The organism is Pseudomonas sp. Colony2 (genome assembly GCF_019382755.1).
Lineage (GTDB): Bacteria > Pseudomonadota > Gammaproteobacteria > Pseudomonadales > Pseudomonadaceae > Aquipseudomonas.
On the sequence record NZ_CP080030.1, the window covers coordinates 4,782,826 to 4,800,645 of the forward strand.

Annotated in this window: 15 protein-coding genes and 1 pseudogene; 9 read left to right on the forward strand and 7 right to left on the reverse strand. The window is 62.4% G+C overall.

Annotated features, from left to right (window positions below; translation table 11 throughout):
* Positions 1–263, forward strand: a pseudogene (locus JV201_RS19035) (hypothetical protein); the annotation flags it as partial.
* A 143-nt stretch (positions 264–406) separates the two neighbouring features.
* On the opposite strand, the gene JV201_RS19040 reads toward JV201_RS19035, so the two are convergent.
* On the reverse strand, positions 407–2,038 hold the full coding sequence (locus JV201_RS19040; RefSeq protein WP_087694671.1) for an AMP-binding protein: 1,632 nt from the start codon (positions 2,036–2,038) through the stop codon (positions 407–409).
* Between the two features lie 145 nt (positions 2,039–2,183).
* Between JV201_RS19040 and JV201_RS19045 the strand changes: the two genes are divergently transcribed.
* Genes JV201_RS19045 through JV201_RS19060 form a run of 4 tightly spaced genes read left to right on the forward strand, consistent with a single transcriptional unit; the run spans position 2,184 to position 7,725 of the window.
* Positions 2,184–3,347 (forward strand): isovaleryl-CoA dehydrogenase, encoded by a 1,164-nt coding sequence (locus JV201_RS19045; RefSeq protein WP_003212472.1) that lies wholly within the window; start codon positions 2,184–2,186, stop codon positions 3,345–3,347.
* A 14-nt stretch (positions 3,348–3,361) separates the two neighbouring features.
* Positions 3,362–4,969: a carboxyl transferase domain-containing protein gene (locus JV201_RS19050; RefSeq protein ID WP_003212470.1), complete on the forward strand. Its 1,608-nt coding sequence runs from the start codon at positions 3,362–3,364 to the stop codon at positions 4,967–4,969.
* A 15-nt stretch (positions 4,970–4,984) separates the two neighbouring features.
* Entirely contained in the window at positions 4,985–5,791 is an 807-nt protein-coding gene (locus JV201_RS19055; protein WP_214499969.1) for a gamma-carboxygeranoyl-CoA hydratase, read from the forward strand.
* The gene (locus tag JV201_RS19060; RefSeq protein WP_177021444.1) at positions 5,788–7,725 is read left to right on the forward strand and encodes an acetyl/propionyl/methylcrotonyl-CoA carboxylase subunit alpha; all 1,938 of its coding nucleotides are present in this window, start codon (positions 5,788–5,790) and stop codon (positions 7,723–7,725) included. Before JV201_RS19055 ends, JV201_RS19060 begins: the two co-directional genes overlap by 4 nt.
* Here the strand turns inward: JV201_RS19060 and JV201_RS19065 are convergent.
* Positions 7,722–8,369: a LexA family transcriptional regulator gene (locus JV201_RS19065; RefSeq protein ID WP_177021354.1), complete on the reverse strand. Its 648-nt coding sequence runs from the start codon at positions 8,367–8,369 to the stop codon at positions 7,722–7,724. The genes JV201_RS19060 and JV201_RS19065 overlap by 4 nt on opposite strands.
* Positions 8,370–8,498: 129 nt before the next feature.
* On the opposite strand from JV201_RS19065, the gene JV201_RS19070 reads away from it, so the two are divergent.
* Together JV201_RS19070 and JV201_RS19075 are read left to right on the forward strand one after the other, a co-directional pair.
* Positions 8,499–8,861, forward strand: coding sequence for a DUF6124 family protein (locus JV201_RS19070; RefSeq protein ID WP_102369523.1), 363 nt, complete (start codon positions 8,499–8,501; stop codon positions 8,859–8,861).
* Positions 8,862–9,328: 467 nt separating this feature from the next.
* Positions 9,329–10,480 carry a M14-type cytosolic carboxypeptidase gene (locus tag JV201_RS19075; RefSeq protein ID WP_008431496.1) on the forward strand — a complete coding sequence of 384 codons (1,152 nt, stop codon included), beginning with the start codon at positions 9,329–9,331 and terminating at the stop codon, positions 10,478–10,480.
* A 54-nt stretch (positions 10,481–10,534) separates the two neighbouring features.
* Here the strand turns inward: JV201_RS19075 and JV201_RS19080 are convergent, their stop codons facing one another.
* Entirely contained in the window at positions 10,535–11,074 is a 540-nt protein-coding gene (locus tag JV201_RS19080; RefSeq protein WP_003212459.1) for a cytochrome b, read from the reverse strand.
* Positions 11,071–12,153, reverse strand: a complete 1,083-nt coding sequence (locus tag JV201_RS19085) for a catalase family peroxidase (protein WP_087694665.1) — start codon at positions 12,151–12,153, stop codon at positions 11,071–11,073. The genes JV201_RS19080 and JV201_RS19085 overlap by 4 nt, the downstream gene beginning before the upstream one ends.
* Positions 12,154–12,324: 171 nt before the next feature.
* Here JV201_RS19085 and JV201_RS19090 point away from each other — a divergent pair, with 171 nt between their 5' ends.
* Complete coding sequence (locus JV201_RS19090) at positions 12,325–12,831, forward strand: RNA polymerase sigma factor (RefSeq protein ID WP_003212456.1); 507 nt, start codon at positions 12,325–12,327, stop codon at positions 12,829–12,831.
* Entirely contained in the window at positions 12,828–13,580 is a 753-nt protein-coding gene (locus tag JV201_RS19095) for an anti-sigma factor (protein WP_003212454.1), read from the forward strand. The genes JV201_RS19090 and JV201_RS19095 overlap by 4 nt, the downstream gene beginning before the upstream one ends.
* On the opposite strand, the gene JV201_RS19100 is transcribed toward JV201_RS19095, so the two are convergent.
* From JV201_RS19100 to JV201_RS19110, 3 genes are read right to left on the reverse strand one after another with little or no spacing between them, the layout of a single operon-like run.
* Positions 13,577–14,539 (reverse strand): spore coat U domain-containing protein, encoded by a 963-nt coding sequence (locus tag JV201_RS19100; RefSeq protein WP_008431490.1) that lies wholly within the window; start codon positions 14,537–14,539, stop codon positions 13,577–13,579. The genes JV201_RS19095 and JV201_RS19100 overlap by 4 nt on opposite strands.
* 37 nt (positions 14,540–14,576) lie before the next feature.
* Positions 14,577–16,970 carry a fimbria/pilus outer membrane usher protein gene (locus tag JV201_RS19105; protein WP_219405916.1) on the reverse strand — a complete coding sequence of 798 codons (2,394 nt, stop codon included), beginning with the start codon at positions 16,968–16,970 and terminating at the stop codon, positions 14,577–14,579.
* 41 nt (positions 16,971–17,011) lie between these two features.
* The gene (locus tag JV201_RS19110) at positions 17,012–17,797 is read right to left on the reverse strand and encodes a molecular chaperone (RefSeq protein WP_219405917.1); all 786 of its coding nucleotides are present in this window, start codon (positions 17,795–17,797) and stop codon (positions 17,012–17,014) included.
* Between the last annotated feature and the right edge of the window lie 23 nt (positions 17,798–17,820).

A 17,820-nucleotide genomic window follows, 5' to 3' on the forward strand; every position in this document is an offset into this window, starting at 1 on the left:
AGACCGAGTTGTCTGCATCGCCGGCAAGCCAGCTCCTACAGAAGAGCGGCTTTGCGTTCGCTCTGGCTTTTGATCTGGCTTTTAAACACTCAGGTCGGCTTTCAGGCCGCCGTGCTCTTGCTTTTGATCTTGATCTGACTGCCCCAATAAGCCCGAGGCCGAACGCAGGTATTGCGGAGCGGGTAAACCGGCAGGACGCCGGTTTAGCCGCGCTGGGCCATGGATGGCCCGTCGCGGCGGCCCGCGGAGTAATGCCGGAGTGAGGGAACACCGAGCCTAGGCGAGGTGCCGACAGGCGGGGCAGAGCGCTTTGGTTACTTTGCCGCTTTTTTGCAAAGTGACTCGCTGTAAGAGCGAAACCATAAGCCGCCGTTACCTAAATAACGGATAAACACCCCGCCCTCCCTCACCCCCCCTTCAACTCTTCAATCATAATTTCCCGCATCCGAAACTTCTGGATCTTCCCCGTCACCGTCATCGGAAACTCATCCACAAATTTGAAATGCTTGGGCATCTTGAAGTGCGCAATCCGCCCCTTGCACCACGTCTGCAACTCAAGCTCATTAGCCACATGCCCCGGATGAAACTTGATCCACGCCACAATCGCCTCACCGTAACGCTCATCCGGAATCCCGATCACCTGCACATCCGCCACCGCCGGATGAGTAAAGAAAAACTCCTCCAACTCCCGCGGGTACACGTTCTCACCTCCGCGAATGATCATGTCCTTGTTACGCCCGGCGATGCACACATACCCATGTTCATCCATGGTCGCCAGGTCGCCGGTGTGCATCCAGCCCGCCTCGTCGATAGCCTCACGAGTGCTGTCAGGATTATTCCAGTAACCGAGCATCACGCTGTAGCCACGGGTACACAGCTCCCCTACCTGGCCCCGAGCAACCGTGTTACCGGCGTCATCGATAATCTTGCTTTCCAGCTGTGGCTGGGTCCGGCCAACCGTCGTAACACGCCGCTCAAGGTCATCATCCGGCCCGGTCTGCAACGACACCGGGCTGGTTTCCGTCATGCCATAGGCAATCTGCACCTCACTCATGTGCATCTCGCCGATAACCCGGCGCATCACCTCGATCGGACAAGTGGCGCCCGCCATGATCCCGGTGCGCAGGCGCGACAGGTCGAACTCGGCGCGGCGCGGGTGATCAAGCATGGCGATAAACATGGTAGGCACCCCGTATAGCCCGGTGGCCTGTTCTTCGGCGACGGCAGCCAGGGTCAGCAATGGGTCGAAACCGTCACTCGGGTAGATCATCGTGGTGCCATGGGTGATGCAGCCCAGGTTACCCATCACCATGCCAAAGCAGTGATACAGCGGCACCGGGATCACCAGGCGATCTTGCGCCGTCAGGCCCAGGCTTTCGCCAACCATGTAGCCGTTATTGAGGATGTTGTGGTGACTGAGGGTGGCGCCCTTGGGGAAGCCGGTGGTGCCGGAGGTGTACTGGATATTGACGGGTTGATCGAAGTGCAGGCCGGCCTGGCGGATCTGCAATTGCTCGGGCGGGACGCCTGCCCCGAGGGCCGCCAATTGCGACCAGGGCGTAAACCCCGGGGGCGGGCTGGGATCAAGGCTGATGATGCCGCGCAGGTCAGGTTGAAGCTCCTGCAACATGCCGTGGTAATCGGAGGTCTTGAACGACCCGGCGCACACCAACCACTGGCAACCGGATTGCTTGAGTACGTACTCCAATTCACTGCTGCGATACGCCGGGTTGATATTGACCAGAATCACGCCGATTTTGGCGCTGGCGACCTGGCTGATGCACCACTCGGCGCAGTTGGGGGCCCAGATGCCCAAGCGGTCGCCGGCCTGCATCCCCAAGGCCAGGAACGCACGTGCATGCAAGTCAACCGTCTCTGCCAGTTGCCGCCAGGTGTAGCGACGCTGTTGATGGCCCACGACCAAGGCTTCGCCGTCGGAGTAGCGCGAAACCGTTTGATCAAAGGCCTGGCCGATAGTCATGGCCAGCAAGGCCTTATCCTGACAGCCGCGGCTGTAGCTCTGATTCGATTGATCCATAACGACCCCTGTTGTCTTTTTTGTAGGTTGACGTAAACGTAAACTACGATTGACAGGCCCGCAACGCAAGTTTACGTTAACGTAAAGGTGATCGCCCTCCCCGGCGTATTGGCCATACAAAAACAACGCTAGAAGGTGCCCGTCCATGAGTTACCCCTCCCTGAACTTCGCCCTCGGTGAAACCATCGACATGCTGCGCGACCAGGTGCAGTCCTTCGTGGCCAAGGAACTGGCGCCGCGCGCTGCGCAGATCGATATCGACAACCTGTTCCCCGCCGATATGTGGCGCAAGTTCGGCGATATGGGCCTGCTGGGCATCACCGTGCCGGAAGAATACGGCGGCGCCGGCCTGGGCTACCTGGCCCACGTGGTGGCCATGGAAGAAATCAGCCGGGGCTCGGCTTCGGTGGCGTTGTCCTACGGCGCGCACTCCAACCTCTGCGTCAACCAGATCAACCGCAACGGCACCCATGAGCAAAAACTCAAATACCTGCCCAAGCTGATCAGCGGCGAACACATCGGCGCACTCGCCATGAGCGAGCCGAACGCCGGCTCCGACGTGGTCTCCATGAAGCTGCGCGCCGATAAACGCGGCAGTGTGTATGTGCTCAACGGCAGCAAGACCTGGATCACCAACGGCCCTGATGCCAATACCTACGTGATCTACGCCAAGACCGACCTGGAAAAGGGTGCCCACGGCATCACCGCGTTTATCGTCGAGCGCGACTCGAAGGGCTTCAGCCGCAGCAACAAGTTCGACAAGCTCGGCATGCGCGGCTCCAACACCTGCGAGTTGTTTTTCGATGACGTCGAAGTGCCGGAAGAAAACATCCTCGGCGCACTCAATGGCGGCGTGAAAGTGCTGATGAGCGGCCTCGATTACGAACGCGTTGTGCTGTCCGGCGGCCCGACCGGGATCATGCAGGCCTGCATGGACCTGATCGTGCCCTACATCCATGACCGCAAGCAGTTCGGCCAGAGCATCGGCGAGTTCCAGCTGATCCAGGGCAAGGTCGCCGACATGTACACCCAGCTCAACGCCAGCCGCGCCTACCTGTACGCCGTGGCCCAGGCCTGCGAGCGCGGCGAAACCACGCGCAAGGACGCCGCCGGCGTGATCCTCTACAGCGCCGAACGCGCTACCCAGATGGCCCTCGACGCGATCCAGATTCTCGGCGGCAATGGCTATATCAATGAATTCCCGGCTGGTCGTCTATTGCGTGACGCCAAGCTGTATGAAATCGGTGCCGGCACCAGTGAGATCCGGCGCATGTTGATCGGTCGCGAACTGTTTAACGAAACCCGCTGAACGGAGCGCGCACCATGGCTACCCTGCACACCCAGCTCAACCCGCGCTCGGCGGAATTCGCCGCCAACAGCGCGGCGATGCTCCAACAGGTCGACGCCCTGCATACCCTGCTCGCCCAGGTGCAGCAAGGCGGCGGCGCCAAGGCCCAGGAGCGGCATACGTCGCGGGGCAAGCTGTTGCCCCGCGAGCGGATCAATCGCTTGCTCGACCCTGGCTCGCCGTTCCTTGAACTCAGCCAGCTGGCGGCTTATCAGGTGTACGGCGAAGACGTGCCCGCTGCCGGGGTGATTGCCGGGATTGGCCGGGTGGAAGGCGTCGAATGCATGATCGTCGCCAACGACGCCACGGTGAAAGGCGGCTCGTACTACCCGCTGACCGTCAAGAAACACCTGCGCGCCCAGACCATCGCCGAGCAGAACCGCCTGCCGTGCATCTACCTGGTGGACTCCGGCGGCGCCAACCTGCCGCGTCAGGATGAAGTGTTCCCGGACCGCGAGCACTTCGGACGAATCTTCTTCAACCAGGCGAACATGAGCGCCCAGGGCATCCCGCAGATCGCGGTGGTGATGGGCTCCTGCACTGCCGGTGGTGCCTATGTGCCGGCGATGGCGGACGAAGCAATCATGGTCCGCCAGCAAGCCACCATCTTCCTCGCCGGCCCGCCGCTGGTGAAGGCGGCGACCGGAGAAGTGGTCAGCGCCGAAGACCTGGGCGGTGCCGATGTGCACTGCAAGATTTCCGGGGTGGCCGACCACTATGCCGACAGCGACGAACATGCGCTGGCCCTGGCTCGGCGCAGTGTGGCCAACCTCAACTGGCGCAAGCTGGGGCAATTGCAACAACGCACGCCGCTGGCGCCGCTTTATAGCAGCGAAGAGCTGTACGGCGTGATTCCGGCCGACGCCAAGCAACCGTTCGATGTACGCGAGGTGATCGCACGATTGGTGGACGGCTCGGTGTTCGATGAATTCAAGGCGTTGTTTGGCACCACACTGGTGTGCGGCTTTGCGCACCTGCACGGCTATCCGATTGCGATCCTGGCCAACAACGGCATCCTCTTCGCCGAGGCCGCGCAAAAAGGCGCGCACTTTATCGAACTGGCCTGCCAGCGCGGGATTCCGCTGTTGTTCCTGCAAAACATCACCGGCTTCATGGTCGGCCAGAAATACGAAGCCGGCGGCATCGCCAAGCACGGCGCCAAACTGGTGACAGCGGTAGCCTGTGCCAAGGTGCCGAAGTTCACCGTGATCATCGGCGGCAGCTTCGGCGCCGGTAACTACGGCATGTGTGGACGCGCCTACGACCCGCGCTTCTTGTGGATGTGGCCCAACGCACGCATCGGCGTGATGGGCGCCGAACAGGCCGCCGGCGTGCTGGTGCAGGTCAAGCGTGAGCAGGCCGAGCGCGCCGGCCAGGGTTTCAGCAGCGATGAGGAAGCGGCAATCAAGCAGCCGATCCTCGACCAGTACGAAACCCAGGGCCACCCCTACTACTCCAGCGCACGGCTGTGGGATGACGGCGTCATCGACCCGCTGCAGACCCGCGACGTGCTCGCCCTGGCCCTGTCCGCCGCGCTGAACGCCCCCATCGAGCCGAGCCGCTTCGGCGTGTTCCGCATGTAAATGGAGCTGCACCCCATGAGCGATTTCAACACCCTCGAACTGATCACCGACCCCCGTGGCTTTGCCACGCTGTGGCTCAGTCGTGAAGCCAAGAACAACGCGTTCAATGCCGAAATGATCCGCGAACTGATCATTGCCCTGGATCGGGTGCAAGGCGATCCGGCCCTGCGCTTTCTGGTACTGCGCGGGCGCGGCAAACACTTCAGCGCCGGCGCCGACCTGGCCTGGATGCAGCAGTCGGCCGAACTGGATTACCACACCAACCTGGACGATGCCCGAGAACTGGCGGAGCTGATGTACAACCTCGCCAAGCTGAAAATCCCGACGCTGGCGGTAGTCCAGGGTGCGGCCTACGGCGGTGCCCTGGGATTGATCAGTTGCTGCGACATGGCGATTGGCGCCGACGATGCGCAGTTCTGCCTGTCGGAAGTGCGCATTGGCCTGGCGCCGGCGGTGATCAGCCCGTTCGTGGTGCAGGCTATCGGTGAGCGGGCTGCCCGACGCTATGCCCTCACGGCAGATCGCTTCGGCGGCCAGCGGGCGCGGGAAATCGGGTTGTTGGCGGAGAGTTATCCCGCTGATGAGTTGGACGTACACGTCCAATTGTGGATTACCAATCTGCTGCTCAACAGCCCGGCGGCCATGCGCGCCAGCAAGGACCTGCTACGGGAAGTCGGCCACGGTGCCCTGACGCCAGCGTTGCGTCGCTACTGCGAGAACTCCATCGCCCGGATCCGCGTCAGCGCCGAAGGCCAGGAAGGCCTGCGTGCCTTTCTGCAAAAACGCGCGCCCAACTGGCAGCCTCAGGAGCCGCGTTCATGAAGACGCTTACTACCGTATTGGTAGCCAACCGTGGCGAAATCGCCTGTCGGGTGATGCGCACCGCCAAGGCCATGGGCCTGACCACCGTGGCCGTGCACAGCGCCACCGACCGTGACGCGCGGCACACCCGCGAGGCTGATATTCGTGTGGACCTGGGCGGCAGCAAGGCCGCCGACAGTTACCTGCAAATCGACAAACTGATCGCCGCGGCCCAGGCCAGCGGCGCCCAGGCGATTCACCCGGGTTATGGGTTTCTTTCGGAGAACGCAGGGTTTGCCCGCGCCATTGAAGCCGCCGGGTTGATCTTCCTCGGCCCGCCCGCCTCGGCTATTGATGCCATGGGCAGCAAATCGGCCGCCAAGGCGTTGATGGAAACCGCCGGCGTGCCGTTGGTGCCGGGTTACCACGGTGACGCCCAGGATCTGGAGACTTTCCGCCAGGCAGCCGAGCGTATCGGTTACCCGGTGCTGCTCAAGGCAACGGCAGGCGGTGGCGGCAAGGGCATGAAGGTGGTCGAGGACGTCAGCCAACTGGCCGAAGCGTTGGCCTCGGCACAGCGTGAAGCACTGTCCTCCTTTGGCAATGCGCAGATGCTGGTGGAAAAGTATTTGCTCAAGCCGCGTCACGTGGAGATCCAGGTGTTCGCCGACCAGCACGGTCACTGCTTGTACCTCAATGAGCGCGATTGCTCGATCCAGCGCCGCCATCAAAAAGTCGTCGAAGAAGCCCCGGCGCCGGGCCTGAGTGCCGAGCAGCGCAAGGCCATGGGCGAAGCGGCCGTGCGTGCGGCCCAGGCCATCGGCTACGTGGGCGCGGGCACCGTGGAGTTTCTGCTGGACGCCCGGGGCGAGTTTTTCTTCATGGAGATGAACACCCGGCTGCAGGTGGAACACCCGGTGACCGAGGCCATCACCGGCCTGGACCTGGTGGCCTGGCAGATTCGCGTGGCCCAGGGCGAGCCGCTGCCGATGACTCAGGAGCAAGTGCCGCTGCTGGGGCATGCGATTGAAGTGCGCCTGTACGCCGAGGACCCGGCCAACGATTTTCTGCCGGCCACCGGGCACCTAGCGCTGTACCGCGAATCCACGCCAGGGCCCGGGCGCCGGGTAGACAGCGGCGTCGAACAAGGCGACAACGTGTCACCGTTCTACGACCCGATGCTGGGCAAGTTGATTGCCTGGGGCGAGGACCGCGAACAGGCGCGCCTGCGGCTGCTGGGCATGCTCGATGAATTTGCCGTGGGTGGACTGAAGACCAACCTGGGCTTCTTGCGGCGCATTATCGGCCATCCGGCGTTTGCCGCTGCCGAGCTCGATACCGGGTTTATCCCGCGTTATCAGGATGAGCTGCTGCCGGCGCCTGGCGAATTGAGTGAGGCATTCTGGCAGGCCGCCGGCCAGGCGTTCATGCAGACCCAACCGAGCACTGACACCCGTTCGCCCTGGGCCGACACCCGAGGTTTTCGCGCAGGCTTGCCGGGCGAGGTTTCCCTGCACCTGAGCTGCAACGGCCAGGATCGCCTGGTAATGCTGCAAGCCGGCGTCAACCCGCCCCAGTTGCACGGCGAACAATTGCTGATCGACCAGCACGGCGTGCGCCGCTCCCATCTGGCGGTACGCGAGGGCGGCAGTGTGTTTTTGCGCTGGGACGGCGAGGTGCACAGTGTCAGCCTGTTCGACCCGATTGCCGCCGTCGATGCCAGCCAGTCCCATCAGGGCGGCCTGACCGCACCGATGAACGGCAGCATCGTGCGAGTGCTGGTGGAAGTCGGGCAAACCGTTGAACCCGGTACGCAGTTGGTGGTGCTGGAGGCCATGAAGATGGAACACAGCATTCGCGCGCCCCATGCCGGCGTGGTCAAGGCGCTGTACTGCCAGGAAGGCGAAATGGTCGGTGAAGGCAGCGCACTGGTGGAGCTGGAAGCCGCGAGTTAAAACCTCGTGACCGCCTGCGCCACCACGCCGATGATCCGGCACTCTTCACTGAACAGCATCTTCGGGTATGTAGGGTTGAGCGGCACCAGGTAAAGCTGGCCGCTCTGCCTGACCCATTTGCGCAAGATCGCCTGGGAATCAAATGCCCATTGGGCCACCACCAGTTTGCCGGGCTCGGGCTGGATGGCCGGGTCCACCAGAATCATCGTGCCTTCATTGATACTCAAGCCGCTGGGGGCGGTCATGGCGTCGCCAGTCACGCGCATCCAGAACGCCTTGCCACGGGCCTGATAGTCGCTCATCTGAAAACGAGTAACGCCGTACGGCCGAGGTTCTTCCTGCAATGGGTAGCCTCCCTTCCCTTCGCTCACCGGGTAACGGTAATTCGGGTTGTAGTGCGGCGCCGGCTGCAGTTCCTCGGCAACCGCCGCGAGCGCTTTTTCGCGAACCACCAGCGCGACCTCGAGCCCATCCAGGCCCAGCTCCTGCATCACCCGGTTCATATCGGCAAGGCTCGGCACCCGACGCTTGTTCAGCCAGTGGCCGACCCCGCCCTGAGACATGCCCAGGCGCGACGCCAGTTGGTCCTGCGTGACCTTGCGGTCTTTCATGTTGGCCTTGACCAACGCTATCCATTTATCCATGGGCCCTGACAATACGTTGTGTACTCACCACGACAATAAACAGTTTGTAGTAATCAATAAAACGCCATAAATACGATTAGTACTAATATCGATTGCAGGCTTTCGACACCCACACAGAGCACTGCCCTTATGACGACCACCCCGTATACCCTGCCCGACACCTGCGATGAAGACGAGCGGCTGTTCCTGCGCAGCAGTGGCGCCGCCCAACGCGCGCTGGACTATTACCTGAAAGAGGATGCCGCACCGCCCTCCGTTGACGACACGTTGTTCGAGGTCAAGCCCGGCATCAGCGACGAGGAGGCCCTGGTCCACGCCTCCGACCTGCTGCGCAGCGCCGCGGCCACTGCGTACGAATCGGCAAACAGCGCCCACGGCAATAGCCGGGACCTGGCGTTTTCAGTGGTCTATTTGATTGATATGGCGAAGGTGATGGTGGAGCGGTCACTGCGGCTTTCGGCGAGGGGTGCCGAACAGCCGGCCAGCCTGTAACAGGCACGCGCGAAAAATATTTCTATCCGAGGGATAAAAACATTTGACTTGCAAATGATAATGATTATTATTGGACCTAGCTGATCGCGAGATCAGTCGATAGACCAAGAGACCTTAGGTCGGACTCTTGGAATATCTCCTCATCAGGCTAATCACGGTTTTTGACCCGGCTCTTTGGCCGGGTCTTTTTTTTGCCAGTTTTTCCCTGGCGTGACTTCAGGCTAATGAAGACTGTGTGTTGCTTGATGGCGCGCATGGTAGCAAAAGACCATCGCCAAAAGAAAGTCGATCGAGCGCTCTAGGCCGGTTCTTTCAAAAATAGCACTTGAGAATCAATCTCATAGATTCTAAGCTGCGGCGGCGTCATGGACGACGCCCCCCTCTTCACCCGCAAAAATTGCATCCAGGCTTTGCCCCGCTCCGGTGTAAAATGCCCGCCACAACACTCATATTCAGGCAACCAGACTATGACCGTGGCCTTGACCTCCATCAAGATCAGCACCGACTTCGACAGTGGCAATATCCAGGTGCTCGACGCCAGTGATGCTCACCAGTTGCTGCTGGCGATAAAGCCCGATACGCGCAGCCAGCACTTCCAGTGGTTCCACTTCAAGGCCGAAGGCATGCACGTGGGTCACACCCACACCTTCCGCCTGAGCAATGCCGGCCACTCGTCTTACAAGCACGCCTGGAGCGGCTACAACGCCGTGGCGTCCTACGACCATATCAACTGGTTCCGGGTGCCCACCCGCTTTGATGGCGAAACGCTGCACATCACCCTCGAAACCCGTGAAAAACAGGCCTGGTTCGCCTACTTCGAACCCTACAGCCGCGAACGCCACGACTGGCTGATCGACCAGGCGCTGAACCGCGCCGGCACGCAATTGCTGGCCACCGGCAAAAGTGTCGAAGGCCGTGATATCCAACTGCTGCGCCGTGGCAAGGGCGAGGCCAACAAGCGCAAGGTCTGGATCATCGCCCAGCAGCATCCCGGCGAGCACATGGCCGAATGGTTTATGGAAGGCATCATCGAGCGCCTGCAACAGGACGGTGACGCCGAGCTGAAAAAGCTCCTGGCCGCCGCCGACCTGTACCTGGTACCGAACATGAACCCCGATGGCGCGTTCCATGGGCATCTGCGCACCAACGCCATGGGCCAGGACCTCAACCGCGCCTGGCAGAGTGCGAGCCAGGAGATCAGCCCCGAAGTACTGTTCGTCCAGCAACAAATGGAAAAGTACGGCGTTGACCTGTTCCTGGATATCCACGGCGACGAGGAAATCCCCTATGTGTTCACCGCCGGTTGTGAAGGCAACCCGGGCTACACGCCACGTATCGAGCAGTTGGAAAAACACTTCCGCAGCCACCTGAGCAACCTCACCCGGGATTTTCAGACCGCGCATGGCTACACCCGCGACCTGCCGGGCGAAGCCAATATGACCCTGGCGTGCAACAGCGTCGGCGAGAAGTTCGATTGCCTGTCCCTGACCCTGGAAATGCCCTTCAAGGACAACGACGACGCGCCCAACCCGCACACTGGCTGGTCGGGCAAACGCTCGATGCAGTTGGGCAAGGATGTGTTGAGCAGCGTGGCGGATATCGTCGGCGTATTGCGCTAAACATCCACGATCCCGGCGACGGCTGCATCACAGCAACCGTCGCCGGGGAAGGCTTCAGTCCTTGCTGCCGGTCATGCTTTGCAACACACCGTCACGCCGGATCAAACCGTGGAACAGCGCCGCCGCCAGGTGCAACAACACCGTTAGAAACAGCAAATACGCCAGGTAACCGTGAGCCTTGCGCAACACGGCAAACAACGGCGCATTCGCCCCCACCAGCGCCGGCAACTGCACCGAACTGCTGAGCATCACCGGGTCGCCGGCCGCTGAAATCATCGCCCAGCCCAGCAGCGGCAACACCAGCATCAACGCATACAGCACCACGTGGGAGGCCTTGGCCGCCAGCACTTGCCACAGCGGCAAGTCGGCAGGCAGCGGCGGCTGGCGCGTGGAAAAACGCACCACCAGGCGCACGATCACCAGCGCCAGGATCGCAATGCCCAGCGGCTTGTGCAGGTGGATCAGCCACTCATGGCGTTCGGAAACCGAGGCCACCATGCCCGCGCCGATAAACAGCATGGCGATGATCATCAACGCCATCAGCCAATGCAGCAGCCGCGCCAGCGGGGCGAAAAACCGGGGTTGGGCATTCATGGCTTCGACTCCTGAGGGGCGCTGTGCAGCTGGCTGACTTCGCTGGTGCGACGCAGGTAGGAACTGGCGTACGCCGCCGAACGGGCGGCCAGCAATGGGTCATTCGAGGCTTCGATACCGCTCGGCAGCACCAGTGGATCAAAGTTGATGTCACGGCAATCACCGTCCATTTGCGGCTGGCTGCTTTCCAGCACCAGGGTCCCGGCATTCAGCACCTTGTGCTCACCGGTCCAGGTCTTGCTGGCGTCATCCACCGGGTCGCCCGGGTTGGCCAGGGTGAGGTTCAACTGCCAGCGCAACGGCCCGGCCACCAGGCGCTGGGCCAGGTCTTTTTCGAGGAAGTCGCTGCCGGCGGGCGCCGTGGCCCCCGCAGCATCCTGGCTTTGCGGTACGACGCCCCAGCGCACGGCCTGGCGTTGGCCGCTGGCGTTTACCAGGTAAAACGCGTTGATGCCGTTATAGGTTTCAGTGGCATAGCTGGCAGACGGCTTGGCGGTCTTGACCCAGGCCAGGAACGGCGCGGTCTCGGGGTGCGCCGCGAAGAACGCCGGCATGCCTGCCGGGTTCGGCTTGCCGGTGGCCGGGTCAGGTGCGCCGGCCTTGAGCATCTCGAAGAAGGCCTCGGGCGTGCCCACCGGGAACACCGGCATGCTGTTCATCCCGGTGCGCCATTGCTGGCCGTTGACCAAGTTGAACTGCAAGGCAAAACTGCGGATCGGCACGCTGCTGTCCGGCGCATACGGGTTGCCGCTGGGCAGCGCAAAACGCCCGATAACCGGGGTACGCGCCTCGCTGAATACCTGGGCACTGGAGTACTGGCGCGCCTCGGGGCTGCTCTCGAAATAACCGGCCACGCACACGCCCTTGGCATGGTTACGCCGGTAGCCAGGGTGCAAGCCGTTGTTGGTTTCCAAGGCATTGACCAGGGTTTTGGGGCGCAACCGCTGTGGGTCGAGGCTTCCGTTAACGTAGGCAAACGCCCCGGCCACGACGGCAACCACCACGCCGATGCTGGCCAACCGAATTATCAGGCTTGCGGTGCTCAGCGGCGGACGGGGCGGTGATGAGTGATCTACCATGAAATAACTCCAGGGCCCAAGGCCTTGAGTGGGTGAAACATAAGGTCGGAACACTTGGGACGAACGCCAGCGCACTCTATTCCCTGGCCTGCTGTTTATTTTTATTGGCCTGGAATAACCTTCAACGCCGGACGTCTTCCTAGTCCCAGCGTAGTGACTAGCCAGAATCCCATGCACGAACTCGACGAACAGTTACGTGAACTCATCCCCAGGTTGCGGCGTTTTGCCGTGTCCCTGACGCGTAACACCAGCAGCGCCGACGACCTGGTGCAGGCGAGCCTTGAGCGCGCGATCATCAGTTGGGCCGACAAACGCCTCGAAGGCGACTTGCGCGCCTGGCTGTTCTCGATCCTCTACCGGCAGTTCCTCGACGCCCATCGGCGCTCCCGGCGGTACACACGCATGCTGGAATTTTTCACCGGCCGCGATGATTCGCAGCCGTCGGTCGAGCGCACCGTCATCGCGCAATCGACCCTGCAAGCCTTCGACAAATTGAACACCGAACAGCGCGCCCTGCTGCTGTGGGTCTCGGTGGAAGGCTTGAGCTACAAAGAAGTCGCCGACATCCTCGAGGTGCCCGTGGGCACCGTGATGTCTCGCCTGTCGCGCGCGCGCCAGGCCCTGCGCCAGCTCAGCGACGGCGAAATCACCAGCCCTGCCCTGCGGATACTCAAATGATCAGCCTGCCTCCCAGCGAACGCGATTTGCATGCCTACGTCGATCACCAGCTCCTGGACGCCGACCGCCGCCAGCTCGAAACCTGGCTGGCGGCCCACCCGGACGTCGCCGCCCAGGTGCACGCCTGGCAACAGGACGCGCAGCACCTGCGGGCATCGTTGAGCGGCGCACTGCAACAACCCGCCAACCCCGAGCTGGACCCGGCCCTGATTCGCCAGCGGGTCAAGCGCCAGTCACGCCGCCATCTCGCAACCGCCGCCATGCTGTTGATTGCCGTCAGTGTCGGCGGCCTCGGCGGCTGGCAGGCCCGCCAGGCTACGCTGCTCGAGAGCATGGCGCCCATGAGCGACGCGATGCAGGCCTACCGCCTGTTTGCCCAGGACGGCATCTTGCCCGCCGACTACCACGTGCAAAGCGGTGGCGACATGCAAGGCTGGCTCGACCGTTACTTCAACCAGGCCTACCGCCTGCCGGACCTGAGCCAGGCCGGGTTCAAGGCGGTCAGCGGGCGCCTGCTCAGTACCGAACAAGGCGCGGCGGCCATGGTGCTGTATGAAGACCCCCAAGGGCGGCGCATCAGTTTCTATATCCGCCCGCCGGGCCCGGAAAACAAGTTCCTGCCCCGGGGCAGCCGCAGTGCCGACGGGCTGCAGGCCGAATACTGGTCGGGCGCGGGCTACAACTATGCGATGGTCAGCCCGCAAGACCCGTCGACCACGCAGATGCTCAAGCAGACGATGCGGTTCTAGAAGGCCACATCCAGCACCACGTTATCGACGTAGGTGCCGGCCGGCGGTGTTGTCTGGTTGGTATAGATCGCGGCGTTGTAGTTGAATACCTGGCTACCGGTACCCAAGCCATTCCCGGGATTCACCTCAGCCGTTGAGCTGGCGCGCCGGGCGGTGCTCACGCTGCCCCAGCGGGTGGTGGTGGCGCTTTTGAAAATGTCGTAATTCAGGAAATTGCTGCCAGAAACCATCCGCCGCTGCCCACCCACACTCACCGGGTTCTGGCCATCGCTGATGCCCACGGTGTAGGCGCTGCCCTTGGTGCAGGCAATGGTGGCCTGCCCGTTCACGCTGGAAAAACCACTGACTACCGGCGCACTGCCGAAGGCGATGTTGGGTGCAGAGATTGTGCAGTCGTTAGCCACGGTCATGCTGACGGTCAGGGAAGCCGTGCCACTGCCGGTGTCCCGTATGACACAGAGAGAACCCACACCGAGGACCGAGCAATAATTCCAGGTCCAGGCAATGCTTAGTGTCTCAGTATAAAGGCCGGCCGCCACATTGCTGCCGATGATGGAACTCAGATAAAGCGGCACGGTTTTCGTGCCCGGCCCGGATACCAGCCCCAGGCTTTGGGCGATGCCGGTGGCACCGAAATCGAATTGGGTTCCACGGGTGATCGGATAACTGGTGCTGTTACTGCCGTAGATCGTATAGCTGATGATATCCCCAGTGGGGCCGACCATGCCGCTGGTGGCCGACGTGATGGTTGCATAGAAGTGATCATTGGCTGCCAGCAACGAGATCAGCGTGGCCCCACAATTCAAGCCGGCATTGGTGGTGGAACTGGTCTGGGGAGCGGTGCGCACCGTCATCGAACTGATCGAGCCAAAGCCGGCCGGCGAGGTGGTTCCCGGCACCGAGCACGCGGCCATCACCTGTGTCGAAAAGCCCAGCCCCGCCAGCACCAGCAGCCCCACTATGCATTCCTTGCCCCGCACACCCACACTCCTTATCTCATTGGCAAACCAGTGGCCCGATCAGCGGCACCTGTGCTTCGTTGATATCCAGATCGAACGTTGCCTGGCAGGTACGGCCCTCACCCACAGTGACTTGCAAGGTGTTGTGGGCCGCCAGGTTCTCCAGGTACACCAGGCCGTCCCAACCCACCACCGCCCGCGCGCCGGTTTGCTCGTGACGCACCTGGCTGCCCAGGGGCAGTTCCTGATGCTGGGCATCCACCAGGGTGATACTGGCCGCGATCACCCGGCGCACCGGGAATTCCAGCAAATAGCCGCTGCCGCGACGCACCGCCACCCGCTGCTCGACATTCGGCGTCTGCACGGTGACCGGCAGGTTCAGCGGGTCGATTTCATATTTGCCGCGGTAATAAGCGCTGCTCCACGGCACCAGCAGATGCCCGTTGCGATCGGTTTCACCCACTAGCTGGTTTTCGTAAAGCACCGGCACCCCGGCATAACCATCGGTGCTCACCACCACAAACGCGTCATTCACCCGATTAGCCGCGAACACTTGCTTGTCCATCCACACCAACGAACCGCTGGCATCCGCCCAGCGGGTCTCGGCGTCGCTGCTGCCATAGACGCCCGCCTGCAATTGCACCGACTGCATGCGCCAGGTCAGGTCGGCCTGGCGATAGGCGGGGCCGTCGCCACTGGCATACCCCAGGTTGTAGCCCACGCCGCCTTCGGACGGCACCGCCCGGCTGTAGTTGACCCGCTGGCGACTCTCGCCGGCCTGGCTGCGCTCGTTGCTCAAGGCCAGGCTGCCATAGATGTCGAACGGGATGACCAACTGCGCCTGCATGGCCCAGTTGCTGTCACCGACCTCGCGGTTGGCCGACAGGTAGAAACTGGTGTTGCGCCACAGCTGTTTGCTCCAGGTGAGGTTCATCAGCCGGGTGCGGGAGTCATCGGCCGCCTGTACATCGAAATAGCCGGCACCGATGCTGCCGAAATCGTTGAGGTTCAGGCTCAGGGTCACCTGCTCGCTGCGCTTGCTGAGGCTCGCATAAGGCGTGTCGACCAGGGTCAGGTCGGCGTACTGGTCGCGGCGTTCTACTCGCTGGTATGACAGGCTGTAGCGCTGGTTGCTGTATTGATAACCGAAGCTCAGTTGCTGGCCGGTCTCGCCATCAAACTGGCTTTGGCTGAGGGCGGTATTGAGCACCCCGAAGTTGCCCAGCCGCACGTTGCCGCCGAGCCCGCCCAGGGTCAGGTCGCCTGAGGCTTCGGCATGGCTTTCCAGGGTGAAGTAGTCCGACACCCCGTAACGAAAGGTGCCGCTGGCCACGCCCGGCCCGTAGCCAAAATCCCGAATGGTGTAGTCGCGGCGCAAATTACCGGCCGCCACGGAAAAATCCGACAGGCCTTTTTGCAACAACGTACTGGTGACGTAGAACGGCACGGTGGTCGACACCTGCCGGCCCAGGGCATCGGTGGTGACCACCACCGCTTCGCCGGCGCCGTTGATAAACGGCACGTTGGTCAAGGTGTAAGGGCCCGGCTGCAGATCTGCGCTGCTGGATTTGTAGCCATTGATGAACAGGTCCACCGACGACGGCACCGCCGCCTCCCCGGCAAATTGTGGCAAGGGGTAAGTCACCAGGTCCGGGCGTACGCCGAAATCCCGCGACACTTGCACCCCGCCCAGGCGTACCGAACTGCTCCACGGCAATGCGCTGCTGATCACGTCGCCCGCCTCGTAGGTCAGCAGGCGCTCATCGTCGGAAAAGCGCCAGGTGGTGTCATAGCGCCGGTAGCCATTGTTCAAAGTGCTGCCGCTGGCCTGGCCGCCAAAGGTGGTGCGGTATTGGCCGGTATTGGACAAGGTGCCCCAGGTATCGAACAGCCGCACTTCGTTGAAAATGCCCAGGTATGTGCCGGCGTCATCGGTGTCGTTCAGGTAAGCGTCATAGTTGAGCAACGCACCAAAACTGGTGAGTGCCTGGGCGCGCGGGTAGTTGTTGCGGCTGCCGATGAACTGCGCCGGCAACCACGCCGGCGGTACCGTCAACATCAGGCGCTGGCCCTGGCTGTCGTAATCGGTGTGCAGGCCCGGCAGGTGGTCCAGCGCGACCTCGGTGGTAATCTCGGCCGGCAGCTTCATGCCCACGTCCCGCAAGGTGGCCGCCGGCACAAACAGGCCGCCGGCGCGCTGATCCACGGCCACCACCCGGCCAGTGTCCATCTGGTTGACCACCAGTTCGAGGAACAACTGTGCATCGGCAACAGCCTCCATGTTGCTGGGCGGCGGCGGCAACGACGCGGCCACGCCAAGCGGCGCAAGCACCAGGCCCGCCAGGCCGCCCACCACCCACACCGATCGCCATCGACTACGAGCCCAACCATGGCTCACCAAGGCATTGTGTCCATCAATGGACATCTCCATCCGTTAAGACCAAGGGCTGCTCCATGCCCTATTCCATTGCGTTACCGTCCCGGTGCAAGGTTCTCCAGTTGCGTTGCGCCATTGACCCGTACCTGCAACGGCTGGTCGCCCGCGACACCTTCCGGCACCGGCCAGCGCATGGTTGCGCCCGGCAGTACATAGCCCAGCAAGCCGTCCACCAGCGGCCGGGTCTGCCCGCCCTGTTTGAACGCCACATCGGTGAGCCGCGCGTGCACCGCGCCCTGGTTGCGCATCTCCACATAGTTGCGCCCGCCGACGGTGACTTTTTTCCAGCTCAGGTCAGGCTTGCCCGCGCCCTTGGGGTCGCGCTGGCGCGTCGCGTCTTCCTTGCTCCACAGGCCTGCGCCGTAGGCGAACAACGGCACCGAATAACGCATCTGAAAGCGGATGGCTGCGGCCGTCTTGCCATCGGCTGCGGGGGTTTCAGGGGTGGCGGCGGGGATTTCGTCGATGATGATCCGATAGGCCAACTCCTGGCCCGGCGGCACTTCCCGGGTCCGGGTCAGGCGCACCAATTGCTTCTGCCCCGGTTCGATCTTCGCCACCGGCGGGCTGCCGATCACGTCGCGCTGGTTCTGGTACTGCTCGTCAAACCCGCCCTGGCTCCAGGCAAATACCCGGATCTGCAGGTTGGCAGTCTCTGTACCGCGGTTCTCCAACCACAAGGCGCTGGCCTGTTGATCGGCCTCCAGCACCGGGTCAATGGGCCAGATCAGCACCGAACTGGCAGCCTGGACCTGCCCGGCGCCCAACGCCACCAGACCGATACAACCCGCAACCCAATACCGCCGGGAAGCTGCAAACATAGATTCCACTCCTCATGCCAATC